Below are 20,827 nucleotides of genomic sequence, written 5' to 3'. Positions count from 1 at the left end.
TTGTAATAAAGTGACTTGATGCCCATAATAGACTTAACAAAAAATTATCATAATTGAAACAGTGGTGCTCATGAATTTTACTTTTCCGACATTTAATAGCATTCGCTCAAGGCTGAGTATCATTGCTACCGTTCCCATACTGTTAGCAGCACTCTTTTTAAGTACCTTACTTGACCAAGTAAAAAGTGAGTATGACGATACGTTTAGCTCGCAAGAAGCGGTCACTCTATTTTCGTTACTGGATCATGTCGCCCATAATTTTGCGGTAGAAAGAGGGTTAACCGCAGGATTCCTGGCAACAAAAGGGAAAAATGGCAACAGCAAACTTATCGCTCAAAGAGAAAAAGCTGACAGTGCCCAACAAGCCCTTTTATCATTTAGTGCCGAGCACCTTGATTCAACGTTAATCGCAACCCTCATTATCGATATAAAACAACAACTTAAATCAAAAGACACAATACGCCAACAGGTTGACTCGCTTAAACCCGCGCTCTCCCCATTTCAATTTTACACTCACCTTAATCAGCTCTCTTTAGACAGCATTAATATTCTTCTCTCTCAAACTAACTCAAAGCAGCTAAAGCGAGACATGCAAGGATTACACTCACTGTTACAAATGAAAGAGGAAGCCGGGAAAGCTAGGGGGGCTCTTAATGGAGTCTTTGCTGGCAAAAAAGCGTCTCTTGAGAGTTATACAAATATCAATAGCTATATAAACTCTGAAAAAATGGCACTTAGACAAGCGAAACTAACACTTAACCCAACAAGTATTCAATCGCTGAAACGTGCCTCGTCATCAGAAGATTGGAAACTGGTTGAACAGATTCAAAGTGATTTTTTACAACAAAAACAGAGTTTAGGCTCGATCAAAGGCCCTGAATCATCACAATGGTTTCCATTAGCAACCAAACGAATTGGACAAATAAAATCAATCAGTGATGCGTTATCTCTACAGATTACCTCACAGTCTATACAAACGATGGCTAAAGCAAAACAGACTATCTATCTCTATGTGGCTATTGCTCTGTTCCTTATGGTTCCCATCGTGATTATTTCGATATTGAGTGTTCGAGGCATCAATCGTCGAGTCAAACTCTTTAGTATTGATATTGAAAAGATTGCATCCACAAAAGATCTCTCATTAACGCTGTCGGATAATAACAATGATGAATTTAGTGAGATTGCCAAGCATGTTGACCATTTAATCGAGAGCATGGCTAACCCTCTCGCTTCTGCAGTTAAGGCAGCAACCCAAACTCAAGCTGAACTGGTTGAGCTGACCCAATTAATGAACAAAGCTTTTCAGGCCTCTACAGAGAGTTACTCTCGCTGTGACAGTATTGCCACCGCGATGACTGAGATGGCGCAAACCAGCGCAGAAATATCAGGGGTGACTAACCAAGCACAAACTTCAACCGAAACAGCAGGGTCCAACGCCCAAGATTGTCTGCAGCAATCTCACTCATCAGCCGAAGCAACTATTAAGCTGCATACGAGTATCGAAGAGACTTTCACCCAAGTTTCTGAGCTTGACCGCCAAACCCTCAATGTTTCCTCGATCCTAGATACCATTACTGCCGTCTCAGAGCAGACAAACTTACTCGCCCTTAACGCTGCGATTGAAGCCGCTCGAGCTGGGGATCAAGGTCGTGGTTTTGCTGTGGTTGCAGACGAAGTCCGACAATTAGCTCAGCGAAGCCAACAAGCCTCTGAAGATATAAGGATACTGCTCAGTGGCATTCAATCTAATGCCAAAGCCTCTTTTGAACATATGCAAGAGAGTCGAGGTATCAGTGATCAAACTAAAAACTCGGTTTCAGATGCGATTGAATATATCGACTCATTAAACAGTGCCGTTGATGAAATCTCACAATTCAATACCAGTATTGCTGCCGCAACGTTCGAGCAATCAGAAACCGCAAACTCTGTTAACTCAGACCTTGAAAACTTAACCGTCCAGATGAACGATACCAATCAATTAATCACCTCGATGAATGACGAGATCGCGTTAGTACAACGACGTATGATTGAATTAAATCAACAGATCAGTCAATTCACTCTACCTGTATAAAAAAAATGGCCTCTCTCATAGATAGGCCATTAGTCTCTAAGTTATGGGTTGTTTTACCCCACTCTATTTTGCCAATGCTCGTTAAATCGTAGTATTTTTTCTGCTGCTGTTTTCCACTGCGTTGATGATGTTAAATTGAGGTAATTGTAACTGTCTCGCTTCACCAATGCGGCAGCTTTAGGTACGATGCTCACGGACAAATTATCCAATACCTGTTCACTTGAGGCTCGGTTATTACACAACAACAACATATCACAGCCTGCTTCAAGTGCCTGGACTGAACGTTCTGTCGGAGACCCCATGATCGTTGCCCCTTCCATATTAAGATCATCAGAAAAGATAATGCCTTGAAAACCCAACTGCTGACGTAAAATCTGTTTTAACCAATAACTCGAACCACTTGCCGGACAATCATCATAGTGAGGGTAAATCACATGGGCAGGCATCATTGCATCAAGCAGCCCTGCATCAATCTGAGCTTTAAATATTGCCATGTCTAACTCAAATATCGAGTCACGCTCATCATAAGGGGTTTCGAGATGCGAATCCGCAATCACCCCTCCATGCCCTGGAAAATGTTTACCTGTTGTCGCCATGCCCGCTTGCTTCATCCCTTGCATGAATGCCGCACTATAGGTGATGACTTCTTGCATCGTCTCACCAAACGCGCGGCTCCCTATCGCTTTACAATCGAAGCCACTATCAAGAACCGGAGCAAACGTTAAATCAATATCATGAGCGATTAATTCAGCAGCCAGTAACCAGCCCGCCGTTGTCGCCATATCTTTACCATCATTACACATTGCATAAGACTGCGCGGGCGGAATAATCGTGAACTCATCTCTGAAACGTTGTACACGCCCACCTTCTTGATCAACCCCAATCAAAATTGGTCGTTTGGCCGCTTTTCGTATCGCTGCCGTTAAAGCCGCTAGTTGTTTGCTGTCATGAAAATTGCGGGCAAACAGAATCACCCCGCCAGCGGTTGGGTGTTCTAACATCTCGCGCTCTTGCGCATCTAACTCATAACTGTCTACATCTAACCACAACGGACCCATCGTTAACTCCAATTGATTTTGCTTTGGGTCAAATTACCATTTAGCCGCAAGATTTAACATCCATGCATAGAAAAAACAGCGTTTTATGATAATAAATGGCAATATAAGCAAAACAATAGTTCAGAGAAAAGTGATGCAACGTTATATTGGAATTATGTCTGGCACCAGTATGGATGGTATCGATACCGTACTCATTGAAACAGACGGGCAACAGATATCACTGCTACATAGTGACGACTATCCAATGCCGTCAGAGATTAAACAGCAGCTACTCAATGTATGCACTGGCCAAGCCACTACATTGTCTGCTATCGGTGAGTTAGACAACCGACTTGGCTACCTGTTTGCTGATGCCGTTTTGCAGTTAATACAACGTTTTACTATCGATGTCAGCAGTATTACTGCTATTGGTAGTCATGGCCAAACGGTATTTCACTCACCGGATAGCCTCTGCCCTTTCACCATGCAATTAGGTGATGCAAACATTATCGCAGCTCGCACCCAAATCACCACCATAGCCGATTTTAGGCGTAAAGATATGGCCTATGGGGGACAAGGGGCTCCTCTGGTTCCTGCTTTTCACCGCACTTTATTTGGCCAACAAGACTCCAGTTGTGTTGTGCTCAATATAGGTGGCATGGCGAATCTCTCTGTATTGAGAAAAGGTCACCCTGTATTGGGTTACGATACTGGGCCTGGCAACGTTCTGATGGATTTGTGGATCTCAAAGAATCAAAATCAAAGCTATGATAAAAATGCTCAATGGGCAAAATCAGGAAACGTGGATATATCATTATTACAGCATTTACTGCAAGAACCCTATTTGCATCGCTCTGCACCAAAAAGCACTGGGCGCGAGCTATTTAATATCGAATGGCTAGAGCTGATGATCAAAGGCTTCACTTTATCGGCACAAGATATTCAAGCTACACTGCTCGAATTCAGCGCGATAACCATTGCCAATGAAGTCAGTGGCTACGCGCAAGGAGAGCAACCAACACTGCTGTTATGTGGAGGAGGGGCAAAAAACCCGCTACTTCACCAACGTTTATCCGACCTTTTACCACTATGGCAGGTCACAACCACTCAAGAGTATGGCGTGAATACCGATTACATGGAAGCCATGGCTTTTGGTTGGTTGGCCCACCAAGCGATTCATCAACTTCCCAGTAATGTTCCCGAAGTAACAGGAGCATCCAAAGCAGTCAGCCTTGGTGTTATCTACCGCGCTTAAAACCGCCACCCATAAAAAAGGCCAGCACATTCGTGCTGGCCTTTTCTTCAATTAATGCCGGCTTATTTGCGTTTCTGTCTTCTAGAGAAAGCAAAACCAATCAAGCCAAGACCAATAACTGCTAACGAGCTAGGCTCTGGAACAGCGGTAACTTCAGCGCCTTTACCTATACGAGTTGTTTCCTCATATTTTCCCCATAGAGTAGTTCCATCAGAAAAATTGACCGTTAGTAATGAGCCAATATAATCAGCACCATAAACACGATCATTTTGTTCATTTAAGCCAAAGAAATCGGTATCTACACCAAATGTAAATGTTTCACCCGCATCAAAGTGGTCAAAACTGATAGTCAATACACTTTCTCCATCAAGTGAAGTGCTAGTTGGGAAATGATGACCAGTTAAGAATCGATCAATAGTAACAAGTGGATATTTGTAAACTCCAGGTAATACATTTAGTGTATCAAAAAACAAATTTGCTGAAGATAGATCCATAGAGATACTGTCAATTTTTTCTCCACCAGTCGATAGATTTGATAACGAGTAGTAATCTATTTTTGCATAACTATCACTTTCTAGTACATCACCTGTCAAAAGTGGTGTTGCACTGACCTGCGCACTCAACGCTAATACACATGTTGCTACAAGTCCTAAAAACTTAGACTTCATAAATTGTCCCTATCTATCTCAAGTTAAAATATAATCAACTCAGTATATGCAATCAATGTGCCATGAAAATATTTTAAGTTATTACAATGAGTTAGCACTATCATTAGTAGTGAGCGTTTTGAGTTGTAAAGAAATCTGACACGAATGACTCAATTTTTAGAAAGACTATGATAATTAAGAAAGTGTTTCAAAAAGTTCTTCAGCAATTTTACCTTCTCGCCAAGTCAAAGTGTGCTTGCCCATAAAATCGATCTTCTTGAAATTATTCGTCACCATTTTATAGCGAAAAATCAAAACGGATACATTATCATTAATACTTTTAGATACGAAAGTGATGTTGTAGCTTTTAATATCATCAACAAAGACTTTCTGCTTGTTATATGCTTCTTCCTTGGACGAAGCAAAAATAACACCATTGCTGTACATCAACACATTCTCAGCATAGTGTTTTTGGCAAAGGTTTAAAATTTCACCATTTTTATTCATCGTAATAAAATCTTTGACCTGCTCTTCTAGCTCTCTGTTCATATCTACTCAGTCGATCAATTTATGTCCATTACCATTAAGACTAACTCACTCCAGTCATCCACCCACTCCTTAATGTAGAAAAACTGGGGCTACCACCAGTAATGGCACTGTTTCACCAAAGATTGACCACACGCTGTCATATTAATGGAATATTGCGGTTTATTTTGGTAATAAAAAACCCAGAGCATCTGCTCTGGGTCTGAGTTCCAAAGAACCTTGTTACAAAAAACTTATTGATTCCTAAAGCAATCAGTAAGCCAGCTATGCGTAACGCCAAACGATATTGTAGCGCTGAACACTCATTAGATCGGCGACCAAACCAATAATGAGCTCTTGACGCTGTGGATCAGGGCTGCCTAAGTGAAAAGCGTGGCCCGTTCTTATTATAATAAACTGGTTATTATCTATTGATTGCAACTATAGATTGTCTTATAAATCTATAACTTATAATATAACAATAGCTGCATACGTAAATTCATTGTATAAGAGTTTTCTCGAGAATGAAATAACTCCTCATTCTTATTGCCACACCAAACAGAGCCGCCGCTCACATTATAAGCCTTGTTTATTTCGACTTTTTTGCTAACTGTTTCATTTTCTAGGGTAGACTCACATGCTCAAATTTTTTGAAAAACTCACCAACGCTTTTCCTAATGAAGAGCCACAACAGCCACCTCAAGGTATATTCGCCTTCTGTTTGCACTATACAAAAGGGTTTAAAGTACCACTTATTGGTATGTCGATACTCAGCGCGATCATCGCCGTTATTGAAGTCTCTCTGTTTGGTTTCATGGGGCAATTAGTCGACTGGCTCTCTACCCATGAAAAAGAGACGTTTCTGGCTCAAGAAGGGGACAACCTACTGCTAATGGGTGGCGTGGTACTGTTAGGTGTACCAATACTTATACTGGTTCACTCTCTTTTAACCCACCAAACCTTATTAGGCAACTACCCGATGTCCATTCGTTGGAATGCCCATCGATACCTACTAAAACAGAGTGTCTCCTTCTATCAAGATGATTTTGCTGGTCGAATTGCGACAAAAGTAATGCAAACGTCTTTAGCGGTGCGTGAAACCATCATGAAACTGCTCGATGTTCTGGTTTATGTCTCCGTCTATTTCACCGCCATGGTGGTGATGATAGGTCAAGCGGACAGTCGCTTGATGATTCCGCTTCTGTTGTGGTTTATCGCTTATGTTTCGATCCAATTATATTTCGTACCAAAACTGAAAAAAGTGTCTGCTGAGCAGGCTGATGCACGTTCCACGATGACAGGACGCATTGTCGATAGCTACACCAATATTTCAACGGTAAAGCTCTTTTCTCATAGTCAAAGAGAAACCGAGTATGCCGAAGAGGGTATGGAGGGTTTTCTTGATACGGTGCATCGTCAAATGAGGCTAGTGACCGGTATTAATATCTGCGTTGAAATCATTAACTACCTGCTGGTGTTTGCCATTGCAGGCCTCTCCATCTGGTTATGGATCGACTCAGCCATTACTGTGGGGGCGATTGCAATTGCGGTGAGCTTAGCGCTGCGTATTAATGGCATGTCCCATTGGATCATGTGGGAGATCAGTGCACTATTTGAAAATATAGGAACGGTGGTTGATGGTATGAAAACACTATCAAAACCTGTCGACATCACCGATAAAGAAGATGCGCCTGACCTTAAAGTGACTCAAGGTGCCATAAAATTTGAAGATGTCAGCTTCCATTATGGTGAAAACAAAGGGGTGATTGAGAAACTGAACTTAGAGATTAAACCCGGCGAAAAAGTTGGTTTAGTGGGTCGTTCAGGTGCCGGGAAGTCAACGTTAGTTAATTTGTTATTGCGCTTTCATGATGTGGAGTCTGGTCATATCACCATCGATGGCCATAATATCACGGAGGTGACTCAAGAGTCACTGCGAAGTCAGATCGGAATGGTCAGCCAAGATACATCACTGCTGCACCGCTCCATCAGCGAGAATATTAAATATGGCAGACCCGATGCTTCAGATGAAGATCTACTCGCCGCCACCAAACAAGCTCAAGCACATGAGTTCATCGAAACGTTAACCGACTCCTTTGGAAACAAAGCGTATGATGCTCAAGTAGGTGAACGTGGGGTCAAATTATCCGGTGGGCAACGTCAACGTATCGCCATCTCGCGGGTGCTTTTAAAAGATGCACCTCTTCTGATCCTCGATGAAGCAACATCAGCATTGGACTCAGAGGTTGAAGCGGCTATTCAAGAGAGCTTAAATCAATTAATGGAAGGGAAAACGGTCATTGCCATCGCACACCGTCTCTCAACTATTGCAGCAATGGATCGACTCATCGTCTTAGACCAAGGACAGGTGATCGAACAAGGTACACATCAAGAACTGATCCAAAGTGGTGGTATTTACGCTCAACTTTGGAGCCACCAAACTGGGGGGTTCTTGAGCGAACCACAATAACAGCACCAAAAAGTGGCGAACAGAGCTCGCCACTTTTAACTTTTAATTTTTAATTTTACTGCCCCTTACACCCACTCTTTAACAATTAAGAAATCGGTGTAAAGTTTATCCTCTTCTGATCCCGGCTCGGGTTGGTAGTTATAATCCCAGTGGGTCACTGGCGGCAGTGACATCAATATGGACTCCGTTCGTCCCCCACTTTGCAGCCCAAAAATAGTTCCTCTATCGAATACGAGGTTAAACTCAACATAGCGGCCGCGACGATAACATTGAAATTTCCGCTCACGCTCACCGTATTCAGTCTCTTTGCGTTTTTCCAAAATAGGGCAATAAGCAGTAATAAAGTTATCCCCCACCGATTTCATGAACTCAAACGATTTATCAAAATTCAGTTCCATCTCGCCTTCATCATCAAACCACTCATTAAGATCATCAAAAAACAGACCGCCGACCCCTCTTGGTTCATTACGGTGCTTAAGATAAAAGTAGTCATCACACCAACTTTTGTATGCTGAAAAGACTTTGTCTCCAAATGGCTGGCAAAGATCTTTACCCGTTTGATGCCAATAGATAACATCCTCTTCAAAGGCATAATAAGGCGTTAAATCAAAACCACCACCAAACCACCAGACATCTGGCTGCCCCTCTTTATGAGCAACAAAAAACCGTACATTCGCATGGGTAGTCGGTACATAAGGGTTATGTGGATGAATAACCAAAGAGACACCCATGGCTTGAAAACTGCAACCTGCTAACTCAGGTCGCTTACTAGACGCCGCCGCTGGTAAGTTTACTCCTTTAACATGAGAGAAGTTCACACCGCCTTTTTCAATGACTGTTGAGTCCGCAATCACTCTCGTGCGTCCAGTTCCCATCTCACTGGTCCAAGAGTCTTCGACAAACTTTCCTCCATCCTGTTGCTCCAAGGCCGCGCAGATTCTATCTTGTAGATCCAACAAAAACGCTTTTACATCATCAATGTTTTGGTTATTCATTTCACTTCCTGCTCTATGATTACGCAACTGTATATTATCCTGACACTATCGAACGATTGAAACAAGCCGTCCAATCATCAGAAGAGCGACATGCAACAACACGACCGCCAAAAAACACGATATCAGAATAGACAATGCCCCCCACACAACATGCGCAGACCAAGATAGCCATTCACTGTTCAACCCATATATGCCTGCCGTGATTATCGTAATGAAGAGAGCCCCATAAGTAGCGCCTTCCAAATCTGATTTTGACGGAGTAATGTGTGACAATATCGATGCTGTTGCAAATAACCATATAGCATACTTCAGATGATCTTGTTGCCACATTTGCTGATGAAACGACAACATATCGCTCATGGCTCGCGTGTCATAAAGAAGAGGCGGTTTTAAAAGCTGGCTCGTATCAATGGAGGGAAAAAGAAAAACAGTCAGTATTAGTACCGAAGACAACCCTCCAACAACCGGAGCGATGCCGATAAAAAACCGACCACATTGATGATAGAGATTGCGCGAATTGTAGCGATGACCTACATAACCTAAAGTATCGGTGCCATCAAATTGCAACAGCGATATAGACGTGATTTTATGTCCAAATACCAGGCAAAAAAAGGCGTGGCTCAGCTCATGGATAGGGACACCGATAAAGGCCGATAGATAGATCAATCGCGGTGTACCAAACCGTTGCAATTGATTCAGTGTCCCTCTTTTCATCCACTGCAAAACAATAAGTAACACAACCAATACGGCAACCGCGATCAATAGGGTCATAGAGTGTGTAACGATCAACGTTCCAACAGTGCATCAAATGCTTGTAACGTTTCGCTGCACTGCATCACACGCCCATGCCCCTGCCCATTTGTGGTCACTAATACGACTCTATCACCTTCTTGCGCCGCTTTATCTGAGACTAAATAGGGTGAGAACTTATCATCAGGATCATGCACTATGGTGGTCGGTTTCTCTTTCTGTTGTAAACGCTGATAGGGATTAATAGTTTCAATCGGGTATTGATATCGATGCTCAATCTCTCCGACAACCTCTTGAAACAGTTTTACCGAATAACCCGATTTAATCACGCTATGAAATAGATTTTCGGTATAGTTTAAAACCGGAGCAACCAGCAGAAAAGGAACACTTTCCAGTTTGTTATGACGACACTCTAACAGCGAAGCCGTGCCCATACTGTGTGCAACCACGCCAGCAATATCATCGACGCTATCAAGCAGCTCATCCAACACATTCACAAAACCTGGAATATGACCATATTTCCCTTCACTGGCACCGTGTCCTGGGTGATCATAGGCAAGAGCGGTAAAGCCCCGTTGAGCAACGTGCTCCATTAACGGATAAAATTGACTGGAGGTGCCAGACCAACCATGGCTGAAAATCCATACTGGTCCAGAGCCCAATTGATAAGTTTTAATCATCCCTTCACTGGTCGATAAAGCCCCCTCTATCAAACCTTGAGGCTGACTATTTTTCGGTTTAGTACGCACAGGGGTAAGCAGAATTTTACGAGCCACCTTTTTAGCATGCTTAGGCGCTATAGTGTGGTGCAATCGCGTGCCTACGTTGATCAATGTGCGTCTCACACTGAATTTTCCTGCTTTGCTAAAATAGATTTTATCACTCATGGTGAACCTGCTTTACTCTCATCCGACCTCATTGTCAGACGAACAGGTTAGCATAAACTTTACGCTGTCACATCTGTCTCAGCTAACGCCTCATGTAACCACAATTGAATCGGCGGAAATTGCAACATGGTTTGCATATGCCAATAGTTAATTGAGTATCAAAAAGAAGCGTTTATCACGTTCTATTTAGACCTGCTTAAAGATCTTATTACACGTTTCGGTGAGGTACTCCGCCAATATTTTAGTTTGATTCGATTGTTGCTGACCTAGATGCAGTATCAACTCAAGTGGTGCCACCTTAGGTAAACCCTCATTATCCCCTAATACTCGATGGGCTTGGCTCACTAATCGCTCCGGCAGTAGTGATATCCCCATCCCAGCCTCCACTGCACAGCTCACCCCTAATAGGCTGGTGGTAATGTATGCCATCCTCCAGTTCTTACCGAGTAGATCAAAGGCATGCGCCATTTCACTTCGATATAAACCCGTACTGGGTAACCCAACTAATGGAATAGTGCTTTGGAGTAAACTGTCACTCTGTTTACCATCAATCCAACACAGCGGTTCCGGCCAACTCTCTACGCCTTGTGCGCTGCCTAAACGATGTTTTACCAGCGCTAAATCCAAACCACTGTTTTCAAACTGAGACCAGATATCACTGCACATTCCACTTTTTACCTCTAAACGCACATCTGGGAAGGTCTTGGCAAAGCGGTTTAAAGTCGGCATTAACTCATGAGTGGCAAAGTCCTCAGGTACCCCTAGACGAATAGGCCTCTGCTCAGCGCTTAATACCGTCTGTTCGATGGCATCTTCCATCATGGCTAAAATGCGACGCGCGTAAGTCACAATACGCTCGCCTTCAACCGTTGCCGTGGTGTAGCGTTTTTTTCGTAGCAACAATTCACAGCCTAATTGTGCTTCTAATTTACGTATTTGCTGGCTAATGGTCGATTGAGTTAAGTGAGTGCTCTCTGCTGCGCGAGTGAAACTGCCCGTATCAATAACGGCGACCAAACTGCGCAATAAAACGGGATCTAAGGTGTGTTGCATGCCATCGCCTTAACTAGTGGAATATCCACTGATAATAATTTAATTATTTAATTTATCAATCATTAATAATTAGTACATACTGGCTACATAAGAATTTATAAACAATGCACTCCCTATCGAAAAGAAGGATCACAAGATATGGCAGGTAAACACAGCTACTACTCACCTCAAGGCGGACTGCCGCCTCAAACGCAATTGCTTTCAGATCGTGCGGTGCTTACCGACGCATACGCGATTATCCCTAAGCGTGTAATGACCGATATTGTCACCAGCTTCCTGCCTTTTTGGCAAAACATGCGTATGTGGGTGATTGCTCGCCCATTAAGTGGATTTTCGGAAACGTTTTCTCAATACATTGTTGAGTTGGAACCGGAAGGCGGATCAGACAAACCAGAGCTGGATCCTAATGCAGAAGGCGTGCTCTTTGTCGTTGCGGGTGAAATGGATATAACGATTGAGGGACAAGCCCACCATATGACCGAAGGAGGCTATGCCTTTATTCCACCCGGTTGTCATTGGACCGTACATAACAACAGCCAACAAGCCACGCGTTTTCATTGGGTTCGCAAAGCGTATCAATTTGTAGATGGTTTAGAAGTTCCTGAAGCTTTTGTCACTAATGAGAATGATCTCGACCCGATTTCAATGCCCGATACCAATGACGGTTGGGCCACGACACGCTTCGCTGACCCAACGGATATGCGCCACGATATGCATGTTAATATTGTCACCTTTCAACCAGGTACAGTTATTCCTTTTGATGAAACCCACGTAATGGAGCATGGACTGTACGTCTTAGAGGGCAAAGCCGTCTATCACTTAAACCAAGATTGGGTAGAAGTTGAGGCCGGCGACTTTATGTGGTTGCGCGCGTTCTGCCCACAATCATGTTATGCCGGAGGCCCTGGACCATTCCGTTACCTTCTGTATAAAGATGTGAATCGCCACATGCCATTTATTCGTCCAAAGAACTGATTTTAAGGAAAAAAATAACACCACTCATTACGAGTGGTGTTTTTATTTCATCTTCCGATGACTATATCAACAAACTGCTTTGTCTTTTTTCAACATGGCTTGAGCCCACTTCTTCTCAATGACACCGCCGAACGTATTGAGTAGAGTTGCAATGATAATCAAACCTAACCCAAACACTTTCTGCGCTTCTAATACCTCATTAAAGAACAGCTGTTGCCACAAAAAGACAAATAGAAGATTGGTAAAAATCAATGGCGACAACATAGCGCCAGACTCAACCAATTTATACGCTTTCACTCTGAAGATTTGAGTACTGATCGCTGTAATTGAGATACAGAATAGTGAGAGTAATACAACCCAAGTAAACTCTTGATGAAGCAGTGAGCTTAGCTCTGATAAACCGGCACCACCAGATGATAACCAAAATAGTGGCATCGACAAAATGGCGGCAAAAGACATGCACCAGGTATTAATCCCAAGCGCTGAAAGATGGCTTTTGGTTGAACGAAACATGCATACTTGCGCAGAGGCATTACCCAATCCCGCCATAAGACCAATCAACAATTCAGGTCTCCAGTCTATACTCCCCCCTAACCCAGCCTGTATCGCGACCCCAATAAAGGCTAAGCATAACGCCACAACTGTCACTGTTTTTACCTTAGTGCCAAACATCAGTTTTTCTAACAAAGGAATAAACATAGGTCCTGTGCTAAACAGCACCACCGTTTCAACCAGAGATAAAGTCGTGAGAGCGTAGATAAAGCAGAGTTGAGTAAGTGTGATAAACAGTGCTCTCATCATCAAAGCGGGTAAATCTTTCCGTTTTGGCACCTCCCAGCTGGTCATCATCATCAGCCAAACCATCAACATAGCTGGAAGAATAAATCTCAGAAGATTCAATAACTCAGTCGACATGTATCCGGTTAACAGTTTAGCTATTAAGCTGGTTAATGATAAGCTACAGGTGGATGCCAACATGAATCCAACAGGTTTTATAGAGAACGACATACTTGCTCCTTAATTCAGGCTGTAGTCTATTCCTATTGTAAAGAGATAAAAAGCGAGTAATATTGACCAAACCTGTTAGATAAACTTACAGATATTAGTATCTTTATGTCCAAAAGTGCCCCACCATTGAAATCGTTATATACTTTTGTTGCCGTCGCAGACTGTGGAAGTATGACCGCTGCTGCTAAAACGCTGAATGTCAGTCACTCAGCGGTAAGTCAATCCATCAAAACCCTTGAAAGTCAGTTGAACACTCAATTGTTTAAACGCATTGGACGTCAGGTGGAATTAAATCGAGAGGGTCACCAATATTATAAAAAAATCGCTCCTGCTATTGCACAGATTTTACAGGCTTCGGAGGCGCTATCCGCTCCGAAAAATAGTAATAGAATCATGCTGAATATGGTGAACTCGCTCGCCCTTCATTGGTGGATTCCCAAAGTGGACCAATTTCAAAAAGATGCACCACATATTGATATCCGCATTTCAAGTCTACCGTTTGTTTTTGATCTTGATAATGAAGGCATTGATGTCGCACTGATCCATGGCAATAAAGAGGAGTGGAACAACTACTACTTTGAACACCTAGCGGATGATGAACTCATTCTAGTCTGTAGTCCGGCTTTATTAGAACGCGCCAATACCAGAGACCCCTTAAAACTGATAGAGCAGTTTTCAGCCATTTATGTCACCAACCCCCGACGAAAAGATGATTGGGAGATCTGGGCAAAGGCGATGAAAGTAATGCCGCCAAAGAGAAAACCCAACCTCAGCTTTGACGCAACGATACAGTCAATGCAAGCGGCTAGAAATGGCCTAGGTATATTAGTGACCCATAAAGAATTTGCGTTAAACGATTTAAACGCTGGGGTATTAATGCAGATCAGCAGTGAAGTTCTTCACCCTAGCAAGGCATTTTATTTCGCCTGTAATCCAGAACAACTCAACAAAGAATCTGTCATTACATTAAAAGATTGGCTAACCAAGATGTTTAATCACAACCAATAAAAAAACGCGCTGATTAGGCGCGTTTCAATGTACTTATTTTTTCTTCTTCTGCTGTCTTCGCTTCATATCAATGTAGAGACTTTCTACTTTATCTCTTGCCCATTGCGTTTTACGCAGAAACTTCAAGCTTGATTTAATGCTTGGATCACTATTAAAACAGCGAATATCGATTCTTGAACCTAAACCTTCCCAGCCAAAATAGTCGACCATTTCAATCAAAATGTTCTCTAATGTCATGCCATGAAGCGGGTTGTTCTCTTGGGTCATTATCAACTCTCTAACCGTTAAAAAGCTTGTGGTGCGTAACCAGTCATCTCTTTAATTCCAATCTCACGCCCTAATGCAGTCATAGGGTGAACCACAATCAGTCCACGAACCGATTTTTTCAGCTTGCCCATATCGGCTTGTTCTGCTTTCGTTAATACGCGTTTAAACGGCATTTTTAAAACTTCAGAACCTTGATTACCAACATTATGCTGCTGACGACCTTTCATCTTTGAGATTTTCTTGTTGATGGTTTCAATCTCAAATGTAAACTGTTTAACGATCGGTTGATCACCGCGTTTTTTTGCTGCTTCTAGACGATGCTTGCAACGATCTAATCGATTATTCAGCTTCTGAAGTTCTTCTTTTACGTTTTCGCTCATTTTTTTACCTTTCTATCTATTTCTAAGCGCAACGAACCCGACAAACCATCTAGATACTGCGCTAATCTGCAGGTATTATAACGGACTTGAGTCACATCACCACCGATCATTCACCCTTATCGTCTAACAGGTACTTTTACTATGCTTAAAATCTCCAACGGTGTCGAACTAGCTAGCTGGGAAATCGAACTGACGGCGATTCGGGCTCAAGGGGCAGGTGGACAAAACGTTAACAAAGTATCCAGCGCTATCCATCTTAAATTCGATGTAAATCGTTCTACCCTACCGCAATTTTATAAAGACCGATTGTTAAAGCTCTCCGATCACCGCATCACTAAAGATGGCGTGATCATCATTAAAGCACAACAACATAGAACTCAGGAGAAAAATCGTGAAGATGCTTTAGTCAGATTAAAGGAGATGATATTAGCAGCCGTTGTGGTGCAAAAAACCCGGCGAGCAACGAAACCGACAAAAGGCTCTCAGCGCCGAAGAATGGATAAAAAAACGCAGAGAGGTCAAACCAAATCTCTGCGTAATAAAGTGTCACATTAACCCATTATAGGGTTACTTTGATTTTGCCGACTGTTTTTTCAATTCAAAATCAAGCTCTTGTGAAGAGATAATTAAACCCTCTTCATTTTGATCTGGAAAAATAACGACGCCTAAATCATCATCTTCTAATCCATGAGTCCAACGGCTATGCCACTTATTTAGTGATATTGACTCCGCTTCGCACGCTTTCCAATCACCAGTAGCCCAACTCTCAGCGAATTCGCGATTAGGCCATACTGGCACCGCATCTTCCTCTTCAGTGTTAAGCATCACGCAACCATGCTCATCTTTTAGAATCCAAATTTGTCGATTGGCAACGACCTCTTTGACTAAATATTGAAAGCGCTGCTCAGCATCTCTGTTTTGAATGGCGTTGATTGTTGCTTCATCTAATGACACGGTCATACTGTTGTCCTGCAATAACACTACATTTAATTAGCTATAGGATAATGTAAAATCCAAACAAGCGTTAATTTTTTCTGGCTTTATCTGATGTCAAGCTAACCACCGATAACACAACAAGTGCCATACCCACGGCATGAAACAGGGTGAAAGCTTCGTCAAGTAGAATCACCGCAAATCCCGCTGTAATAGCAGGACCTACATTACTGGTTAAACTTAGCGTTGAAGGCGTTAAACGGGCCATAGCTGCCGCAACAAGAAATGAGGGTAACACAGTACAAAACACCGCCATTATCAAGCCGATCGCTACAAACTCAATACTCATGGATACCACCTCTACCTGCTCTGTAAGGGCATGAATCAAAATCACAACAGCAGCACAGCCCATACCAATACAGGTAAACAGTTGACTGCCTAAACGCTGTATCTGTTTTTTACTCAACACCAGGTAACAGGCGAATATCAGTGCTGAGCAAATAGCCAAAGAGGAGCCTAACCAGACTTCAGCTCCAAATTCAGTAAGGTCATGTGCCACAATGAGACCAATCCCCAAATAACCAAGAAAGATAGAAATAAAAGTACTCTTTTGTGGTTTCTGTTTAAGAAAGATCCAACTAATTAATACGACAAAAGAGGGAAACAGAAAGATCAATAAACGTTCAAGTTGGGCTGAAATATAGTTTAGTGACAATATATCAAGGTATGAAGCAAGGTAATAACCCAATACACCGACTAAAGCCGCTTGCCAGCCATAACGAGTTACTTTTTCTCTCGCTTCTTCTTTACGGCAGATCCAGAGCAACATGAACAGGTAAAAAGGGAGAGAAAAAGCGGCTCGTATGGCCATAATCGAAACGGCATCGCCACCAAATTGATAAGCTAATTTGATTAAAATAGGTTTTATCGAAAACATCAACGTTGCGGTTACCGCAAAAGCGATACCACTATTGATATTCTGTTGATGAGTGTTCGTTATTGCAGAAGTTTCAGTCATTATATTATTCTCACAAGGTCAGGGTTAAAGTTGTGAGTTAATACGTATCATGTAACGACTGGCTGCGTATTACTCACAACCAGATAGAAAAAATCTTACCAGTCGAAAGACAGTAATAAGAGGAGGAGCCAAGAGGTGAAACCAATAGTATTCATCCATTAAACCTACGCAATTAACACCTTCTTTACAAGCGCTTTATGGAAACAATTTCACTTTATTTACTCTCCTCATAATATCTTGATTTCATTTTATTAATTTGAGATTCTCATAAACGGAAATGCTATTTTACTAGCAACGGTAACACTTAAGGAGAAACCATGGGGCTGATCATTAGACATTCTGAACTCAAAGACGTCGCTGGGTTACAACAGCTTTATTCGCTGCCTAATGCCTATTCAGGTACCCTACAGCTGCCTAATCCATCTTTGGAATCTTGGCATAAACGTATCTCCGCCATCTCTGAGGGAGTCTATTCCTATGTCGCTGAAGTTGATGATGTTATTGCAGGAAACTTAGGTCTACGAGTAGAAGCCAACCCGAGGCGTCGACATGTCGCATCGCTAGGAATGGCGGTCCATGATGACTTTCTAAGAAAGGGAATTGGTAGTCAACTCTTGTGTACTGCACTGGATCTTGCCGATAACTGGCTGAATATCCATCGCATTGAGCTTACTGTATACATTGATAACGTGAGTGCTATTGCTCTGTACAAAAAGTTTGGCTTCATTCTCGAGGGTCAATCCAAAGACTATGCTTTTCGGGATGGTGAATTTGTAGACGTATACCAAATGAGTCGAATCAAGAGCAAAATCTAACATTAACTATTTGTAATGTTCCATCCACCTTTTGGAAATGGTGAATAGAGTAAAGTTACTTCATCAACGAATCAGAAGGAGAAACACAATGAAACTAACAAAACGTATTTGCACTACTGCCGCAGCTCTAATTACTCTAACCTCTGGCCTTGCAATGGCTAATGATGATTTTTTAAGTGCTCTAGCTCTTGAGCGTGCTCAATTCACACCTCAACAAGCGATAGAAAAAATCAATACCAACTTCACAGGTAATATCGTGGAGTTTGAACTTGATGACCATAAAGGCAAACCAGTCTATGAATTTGAAGTGATTGATTTTTCACAAGAACAGATCAACAAACTTAAGATCAGCTCTGACGATGGCACCATCGTGAAAAATGAGAGTAAATCGATGACGATTTTAGGCGTAAATCGTTTAGATGAAGAGGATCGTCAAGCACTAACAGCCTTAAACGATTCAGAGTTTGATTTGAATAAGAGCATCCTTGAACTTTCAGAAAAATTTAACGCTCAAGTGGTTGAATTTGAACTTGAAAATGAAAAAGGCATCACTTTCTACAAATTCAAATTAATTGGAGATACTGGTACTCAAAAAGTAATTGTCGATGTGCAAACTGGCAAAGTAATTCCTATTATGAAACACAACTAAACCCAACTCGCTCTCTGCTCACGTAGAGGGCGTTTTTTTACTGAGGACTGTTTGTGCGCATTTTAATTGTGGAAGATGATTCCACGACCCGACAATATTTAATAAAAGCCCTTCGTGAGCAAGGCTACGAAGTGGATCACGCAGATAACGGCCAAGACGGGCTATTTCTCGCCTTAGAACATGATTACCAGTTGATCGTTTTGGATAGAATGTTACCCAAGCTTGATGGTTTATCCGTGCTATCAACGCTTAGAAATGCATCAAAACAGACCCCGGTTCTGATTTTAAGTGCCCTAGACAGCGTAACAGAAAGAGTAAAAGGGTTACGAGAAGGTGGCGACGATTATATGATTAAACCGTTTGCTCTCTCCGAACTGTTAATCAGAATTGAAATCTTAATTAATCGAAAAAGTAACCAATCTGAACCACAAACCAGTATGCTGCAAATAGCCGATCTGAAAATGGATCTACTCTCTCATCGAGTATTCCGTGGTGAGACAGAACTAAAATTACAACCTAAAGAATTCAAACTACTTCGTTACTTGATGGAGCATGCTGGTCAGGTTGTTTCTCGCTCTCTATTATTTGAATCAGTATGGGAATATCATTTTGATCCACAAACCAACGTTATTGATGTGCATGTGGCACGTTTACGCAAAAAGGTAGAATTAGATGGACATGCCCCCTTACTTGAAACCGTTCGTGGCGTGGGCTACCGAATGGCGGGGAAATAACCCAACAACCAGTTCAATTTTGCGGATCACTCGCATCTATACAGGCCTATTGCTTTTCGTCGTAGGCATTTTGCTGTGGATGCTCTACCAACTCAGTGTCGGTCAATTCAGTCGCGACCTGACCAACCAAATGAGTGAAAGCCTGAATCAACAAGTGCAATTAGCCAAACAGTTAGACAGTTCCGATTTTGTCCAGCAATTTACCTCCTATGCCGACAGTTCTCGCCAATTCATACTAGCAGCAGCGACAAAAGATCGCGTGTATGGTCAGCTCGGCAGCTTTCCAAAAAACATGCAGCTTTGTCCGTCATTAACACGCTTTCCCATCTGGTTAGAAAAATACAATGAGATCCAACTTGTCTCTGGATGCACCACAGAATCGAGCCAAGGTACTCTGTTAATTGCCACCGATGATGAATCTCTGCATGAATTAAAAGGGAGTTTTACCCGAGCCTCTATTGCCGCTTTAATCGTAACGCTCGCATTCGGTTTGATCACTGGCCATTTCTTTTCGCGTCAAATTTTACGTCGTATCAATACCTTCAACGCCATTGCTCATAAAGTGGAACTGGGAGAGCTGACTGCTCGTGTACCCATCTCAGCGAGAAATGATGAATATGATGATATGGCGCAACACATCAATACCATGTTATCGCAGCTCGAAGACTCCTTTCACGCCATATCAGGGGTGACAGACGCCATTGCTCATGACTTGCGAACCCCTCTCGGCCACTTAAGACAACAGATAGAACACGTCTACTTACACGCCCAACAAGCTCAGGTTGATCCTGAAGACTTAGCCGACATGCTGATAAAGTTAGATGAAATCCTCACCACATTTACTGCTATGCTAGAGTTGACCCGGCTGGAGAACAATCAACTCTCCGTTAATTTTGTTGAGGTTGATCTGCGTATACTCTCCCAGGATGCACTGGAGTTAGTCGAACCCATCGCCGAAGAGAATCATCAACAGTTAATCAATATTGGGGAACTGAATCCGGTCATTTCTGGTGATCCAACCCTTTTATTTAGGGTCATGTATAACCTACTAGAAAACGCCACCAAATACGCCGGAGATTCCGCAAGTATAAGCCTAGAGCTCACTCAAACAGGTTTTATGATTAGTGATAATGGTGTCGGTATTTCAGACCAAGATAAAGAGAAGGTTTTCCAACGCTTATTCCGTGTTGAAAAAAGCCGTAATATCGCAGGCTATGGCATCGGGCTCTCCATTGTCCGAGCCATTGTGCGGCTACATGGTGGAGAAGTAACCCTGCAAGATAATAACCCAGGGCTTAAGGTTATCATTGATTTTAAAGATTAATTTAATTGTATTTACAAAATAAAAGC

At 42.3% G+C, this 20,827-nt stretch carries 22 protein-coding genes; 10 read left to right on the top strand and 12 right to left on the bottom strand.

Going from position 1 to position 20,827, the window contains the following annotated elements; translation table 11 throughout:
• Window positions 1–70 precede the first annotated feature (70 nt).
• On the top strand, window positions 71–2,071 hold the full coding sequence (locus L4C32_RS00460) for a methyl-accepting chemotaxis protein (protein ID WP_428194878.1): 2,001 nt from the start codon (window positions 71–73) through the stop codon (window positions 2,069–2,071).
• 53 nt (window positions 2,072–2,124) lie between these two features.
• Here L4C32_RS00460 and nagZ read toward each other — a convergent pair whose 3' ends face one another.
• Window positions 2,125–3,129 (bottom strand): beta-N-acetylhexosaminidase, encoded by a 1,005-nt coding sequence (gene nagZ, locus L4C32_RS00455; protein ID WP_428194877.1) that lies wholly within the window; start codon window positions 3,127–3,129, stop codon window positions 2,125–2,127.
• A gap of 133 nt (window positions 3,130–3,262) precedes the next feature.
• On the opposite strand from nagZ, the gene L4C32_RS00450 reads away from it, so the two are divergent.
• Window positions 3,263–4,363 carry an anhydro-N-acetylmuramic acid kinase gene (locus L4C32_RS00450; RefSeq protein ID WP_428194876.1) on the top strand — a complete coding sequence of 367 codons (1,101 nt, stop codon included), beginning with the start codon at window positions 3,263–3,265 and terminating at the stop codon, window positions 4,361–4,363.
• Window positions 4,364–4,425: 62 nt separating this feature from the next.
• Here the strand turns inward: L4C32_RS00450 and L4C32_RS00445 are convergent, their stop codons facing one another.
• Both L4C32_RS00445 and L4C32_RS00440 read right to left on the bottom strand, forming a co-directional pair.
• Complete coding sequence (locus L4C32_RS00445) at window positions 4,426–5,031, bottom strand: PEP-CTERM sorting domain-containing protein (protein ID WP_428194875.1); 606 nt, start codon at window positions 5,029–5,031, stop codon at window positions 4,426–4,428.
• 174 nt (window positions 5,032–5,205) lie between these two features.
• Window positions 5,206–5,559, bottom strand: a complete 354-nt coding sequence (locus L4C32_RS00440; RefSeq protein ID WP_428194874.1) for a hypothetical protein — start codon at window positions 5,557–5,559, stop codon at window positions 5,206–5,208.
• A 613-nt stretch (window positions 5,560–6,172) separates the two neighbouring features.
• Here L4C32_RS00440 and L4C32_RS00435 point away from each other — a divergent pair.
• Window positions 6,173–8,005 carry an ABC transporter ATP-binding protein gene (locus L4C32_RS00435; protein WP_428194873.1) on the top strand — a complete coding sequence of 611 codons (1,833 nt, stop codon included), beginning with the start codon at window positions 6,173–6,175 and terminating at the stop codon, window positions 8,003–8,005.
• 65 nt (window positions 8,006–8,070) lie between these two features.
• On the opposite strand, the gene hemF is transcribed toward L4C32_RS00435, so the two are convergent.
• The 4 genes from hemF to L4C32_RS00415 all read right to left on the bottom strand — a co-directional run bounded on the left by hemF (window position 8,071) and on the right by L4C32_RS00415 (window position 11,690).
• Window positions 8,071–9,000, bottom strand: a complete 930-nt coding sequence (hemF, locus tag L4C32_RS00430) for an oxygen-dependent coproporphyrinogen oxidase (protein ID WP_428194872.1) — start codon at window positions 8,998–9,000, stop codon at window positions 8,071–8,073.
• Between the two features lie 45 nt (window positions 9,001–9,045).
• A complete protein-coding gene (locus tag L4C32_RS00425; protein ID WP_428194871.1) occupies window positions 9,046–9,789 on the bottom strand; it encodes a hypothetical protein in 744 nt (247 codons plus the stop codon).
• The gene (locus L4C32_RS00420) at window positions 9,786–10,637 is read right to left on the bottom strand and encodes an alpha/beta hydrolase (RefSeq protein WP_428194870.1); all 852 of its coding nucleotides are present in this window, start codon (window positions 10,635–10,637) and stop codon (window positions 9,786–9,788) included. Before L4C32_RS00420 ends, L4C32_RS00425 begins: the two co-directional genes overlap by 4 nt.
• 186 nt (window positions 10,638–10,823) lie before the next feature.
• Window positions 10,824–11,690: a LysR family transcriptional regulator gene (locus L4C32_RS00415; protein WP_428194869.1), complete on the bottom strand. Its 867-nt coding sequence runs from the start codon at window positions 11,688–11,690 to the stop codon at window positions 10,824–10,826.
• Between the two features lie 138 nt (window positions 11,691–11,828).
• Here L4C32_RS00415 and L4C32_RS00410 point away from each other — a divergent pair, with 138 nt between their 5' ends.
• Window positions 11,829–12,665 (top strand): bifunctional allantoicase/(S)-ureidoglycine aminohydrolase, encoded by an 837-nt coding sequence (locus L4C32_RS00410; RefSeq protein ID WP_428194868.1) that lies wholly within the window; start codon window positions 11,829–11,831, stop codon window positions 12,663–12,665.
• Window positions 12,666–12,731: 66 nt separating this feature from the next.
• Here L4C32_RS00410 and L4C32_RS00405 read toward each other — a convergent pair whose 3' ends face one another.
• Window positions 12,732–13,673 (bottom strand): DMT family transporter, encoded by a 942-nt coding sequence (locus L4C32_RS00405; protein ID WP_428194867.1) that lies wholly within the window; start codon window positions 13,671–13,673, stop codon window positions 12,732–12,734.
• A 105-nt stretch (window positions 13,674–13,778) separates the two neighbouring features.
• Here L4C32_RS00405 and L4C32_RS00400 point away from each other — a divergent pair, with 105 nt between their 5' ends.
• On the top strand, window positions 13,779–14,681 hold the full coding sequence (locus L4C32_RS00400; RefSeq protein ID WP_428194866.1) for a LysR family transcriptional regulator: 903 nt from the start codon (window positions 13,779–13,781) through the stop codon (window positions 14,679–14,681).
• 33 nt (window positions 14,682–14,714) lie between these two features.
• Here the strand turns inward: L4C32_RS00400 and L4C32_RS00395 are convergent, their stop codons facing one another.
• Window positions 14,715–14,948, bottom strand: coding sequence for a VF530 family protein (locus L4C32_RS00395; RefSeq protein WP_428194865.1), 234 nt, complete (start codon window positions 14,946–14,948; stop codon window positions 14,715–14,717).
• Window positions 14,949–14,965: 17 nt separating this feature from the next.
• Window positions 14,966–15,328, bottom strand: coding sequence for a YibL family ribosome-associated protein (locus L4C32_RS00390; protein ID WP_428194864.1), 363 nt, complete (start codon window positions 15,326–15,328; stop codon window positions 14,966–14,968).
• Window positions 15,329–15,469: 141 nt separating this feature from the next.
• On the opposite strand from L4C32_RS00390, the gene arfB reads away from it, so the two are divergent.
• Window positions 15,470–15,883, top strand: coding sequence for an alternative ribosome rescue aminoacyl-tRNA hydrolase ArfB (gene arfB, locus L4C32_RS00385; RefSeq protein ID WP_428194863.1), 414 nt, complete (start codon window positions 15,470–15,472; stop codon window positions 15,881–15,883).
• A 12-nt stretch (window positions 15,884–15,895) separates the two neighbouring features.
• Here the strand turns inward: arfB and L4C32_RS00380 are convergent, their stop codons facing one another.
• Window positions 15,896–16,288, bottom strand: coding sequence for a DUF2750 domain-containing protein (locus L4C32_RS00380; protein ID WP_428194862.1), 393 nt, complete (start codon window positions 16,286–16,288; stop codon window positions 15,896–15,898).
• 64 nt (window positions 16,289–16,352) lie between these two features.
• On the bottom strand, window positions 16,353–17,279 hold the full coding sequence (locus tag L4C32_RS00375; RefSeq protein ID WP_428194861.1) for a DMT family transporter: 927 nt from the start codon (window positions 17,277–17,279) through the stop codon (window positions 16,353–16,355).
• A 317-nt stretch (window positions 17,280–17,596) separates the two neighbouring features.
• On the opposite strand from L4C32_RS00375, the gene L4C32_RS00370 reads away from it, so the two are divergent.
• From L4C32_RS00370 to L4C32_RS00355, 4 genes are all read left to right on the top strand, one after another.
• Window positions 17,597–18,094 carry a GNAT family N-acetyltransferase gene (locus L4C32_RS00370; protein ID WP_428194860.1) on the top strand — a complete coding sequence of 166 codons (498 nt, stop codon included), beginning with the start codon at window positions 17,597–17,599 and terminating at the stop codon, window positions 18,092–18,094.
• Between the two features lie 88 nt (window positions 18,095–18,182).
• On the top strand, window positions 18,183–18,743 hold the full coding sequence (locus tag L4C32_RS00365) for a PepSY domain-containing protein (protein WP_428194859.1): 561 nt from the start codon (window positions 18,183–18,185) through the stop codon (window positions 18,741–18,743).
• 53 nt (window positions 18,744–18,796) lie between these two features.
• Entirely contained in the window at window positions 18,797–19,477 is a 681-nt protein-coding gene (locus L4C32_RS00360; protein WP_428194858.1) for a winged helix-turn-helix domain-containing protein, read from the top strand.
• Entirely contained in the window at window positions 19,416–20,801 is a 1,386-nt protein-coding gene (locus tag L4C32_RS00355; protein ID WP_428194857.1) for a HAMP domain-containing sensor histidine kinase, read from the top strand. The genes L4C32_RS00360 and L4C32_RS00355 overlap by 62 nt, the downstream gene beginning before the upstream one ends.
• Window positions 20,802–20,827 lie beyond the last annotated feature (26 nt).

It is taken from the genome of Aliivibrio kagoshimensis (assembly GCF_050337105.1).
Taxonomy (GTDB): Bacteria; Pseudomonadota; Gammaproteobacteria; order Enterobacterales; family Vibrionaceae; genus Aliivibrio_A; species Aliivibrio_A kagoshimensis.
This window is presented reverse-complemented; position numbering and strand designations above follow the sequence as displayed.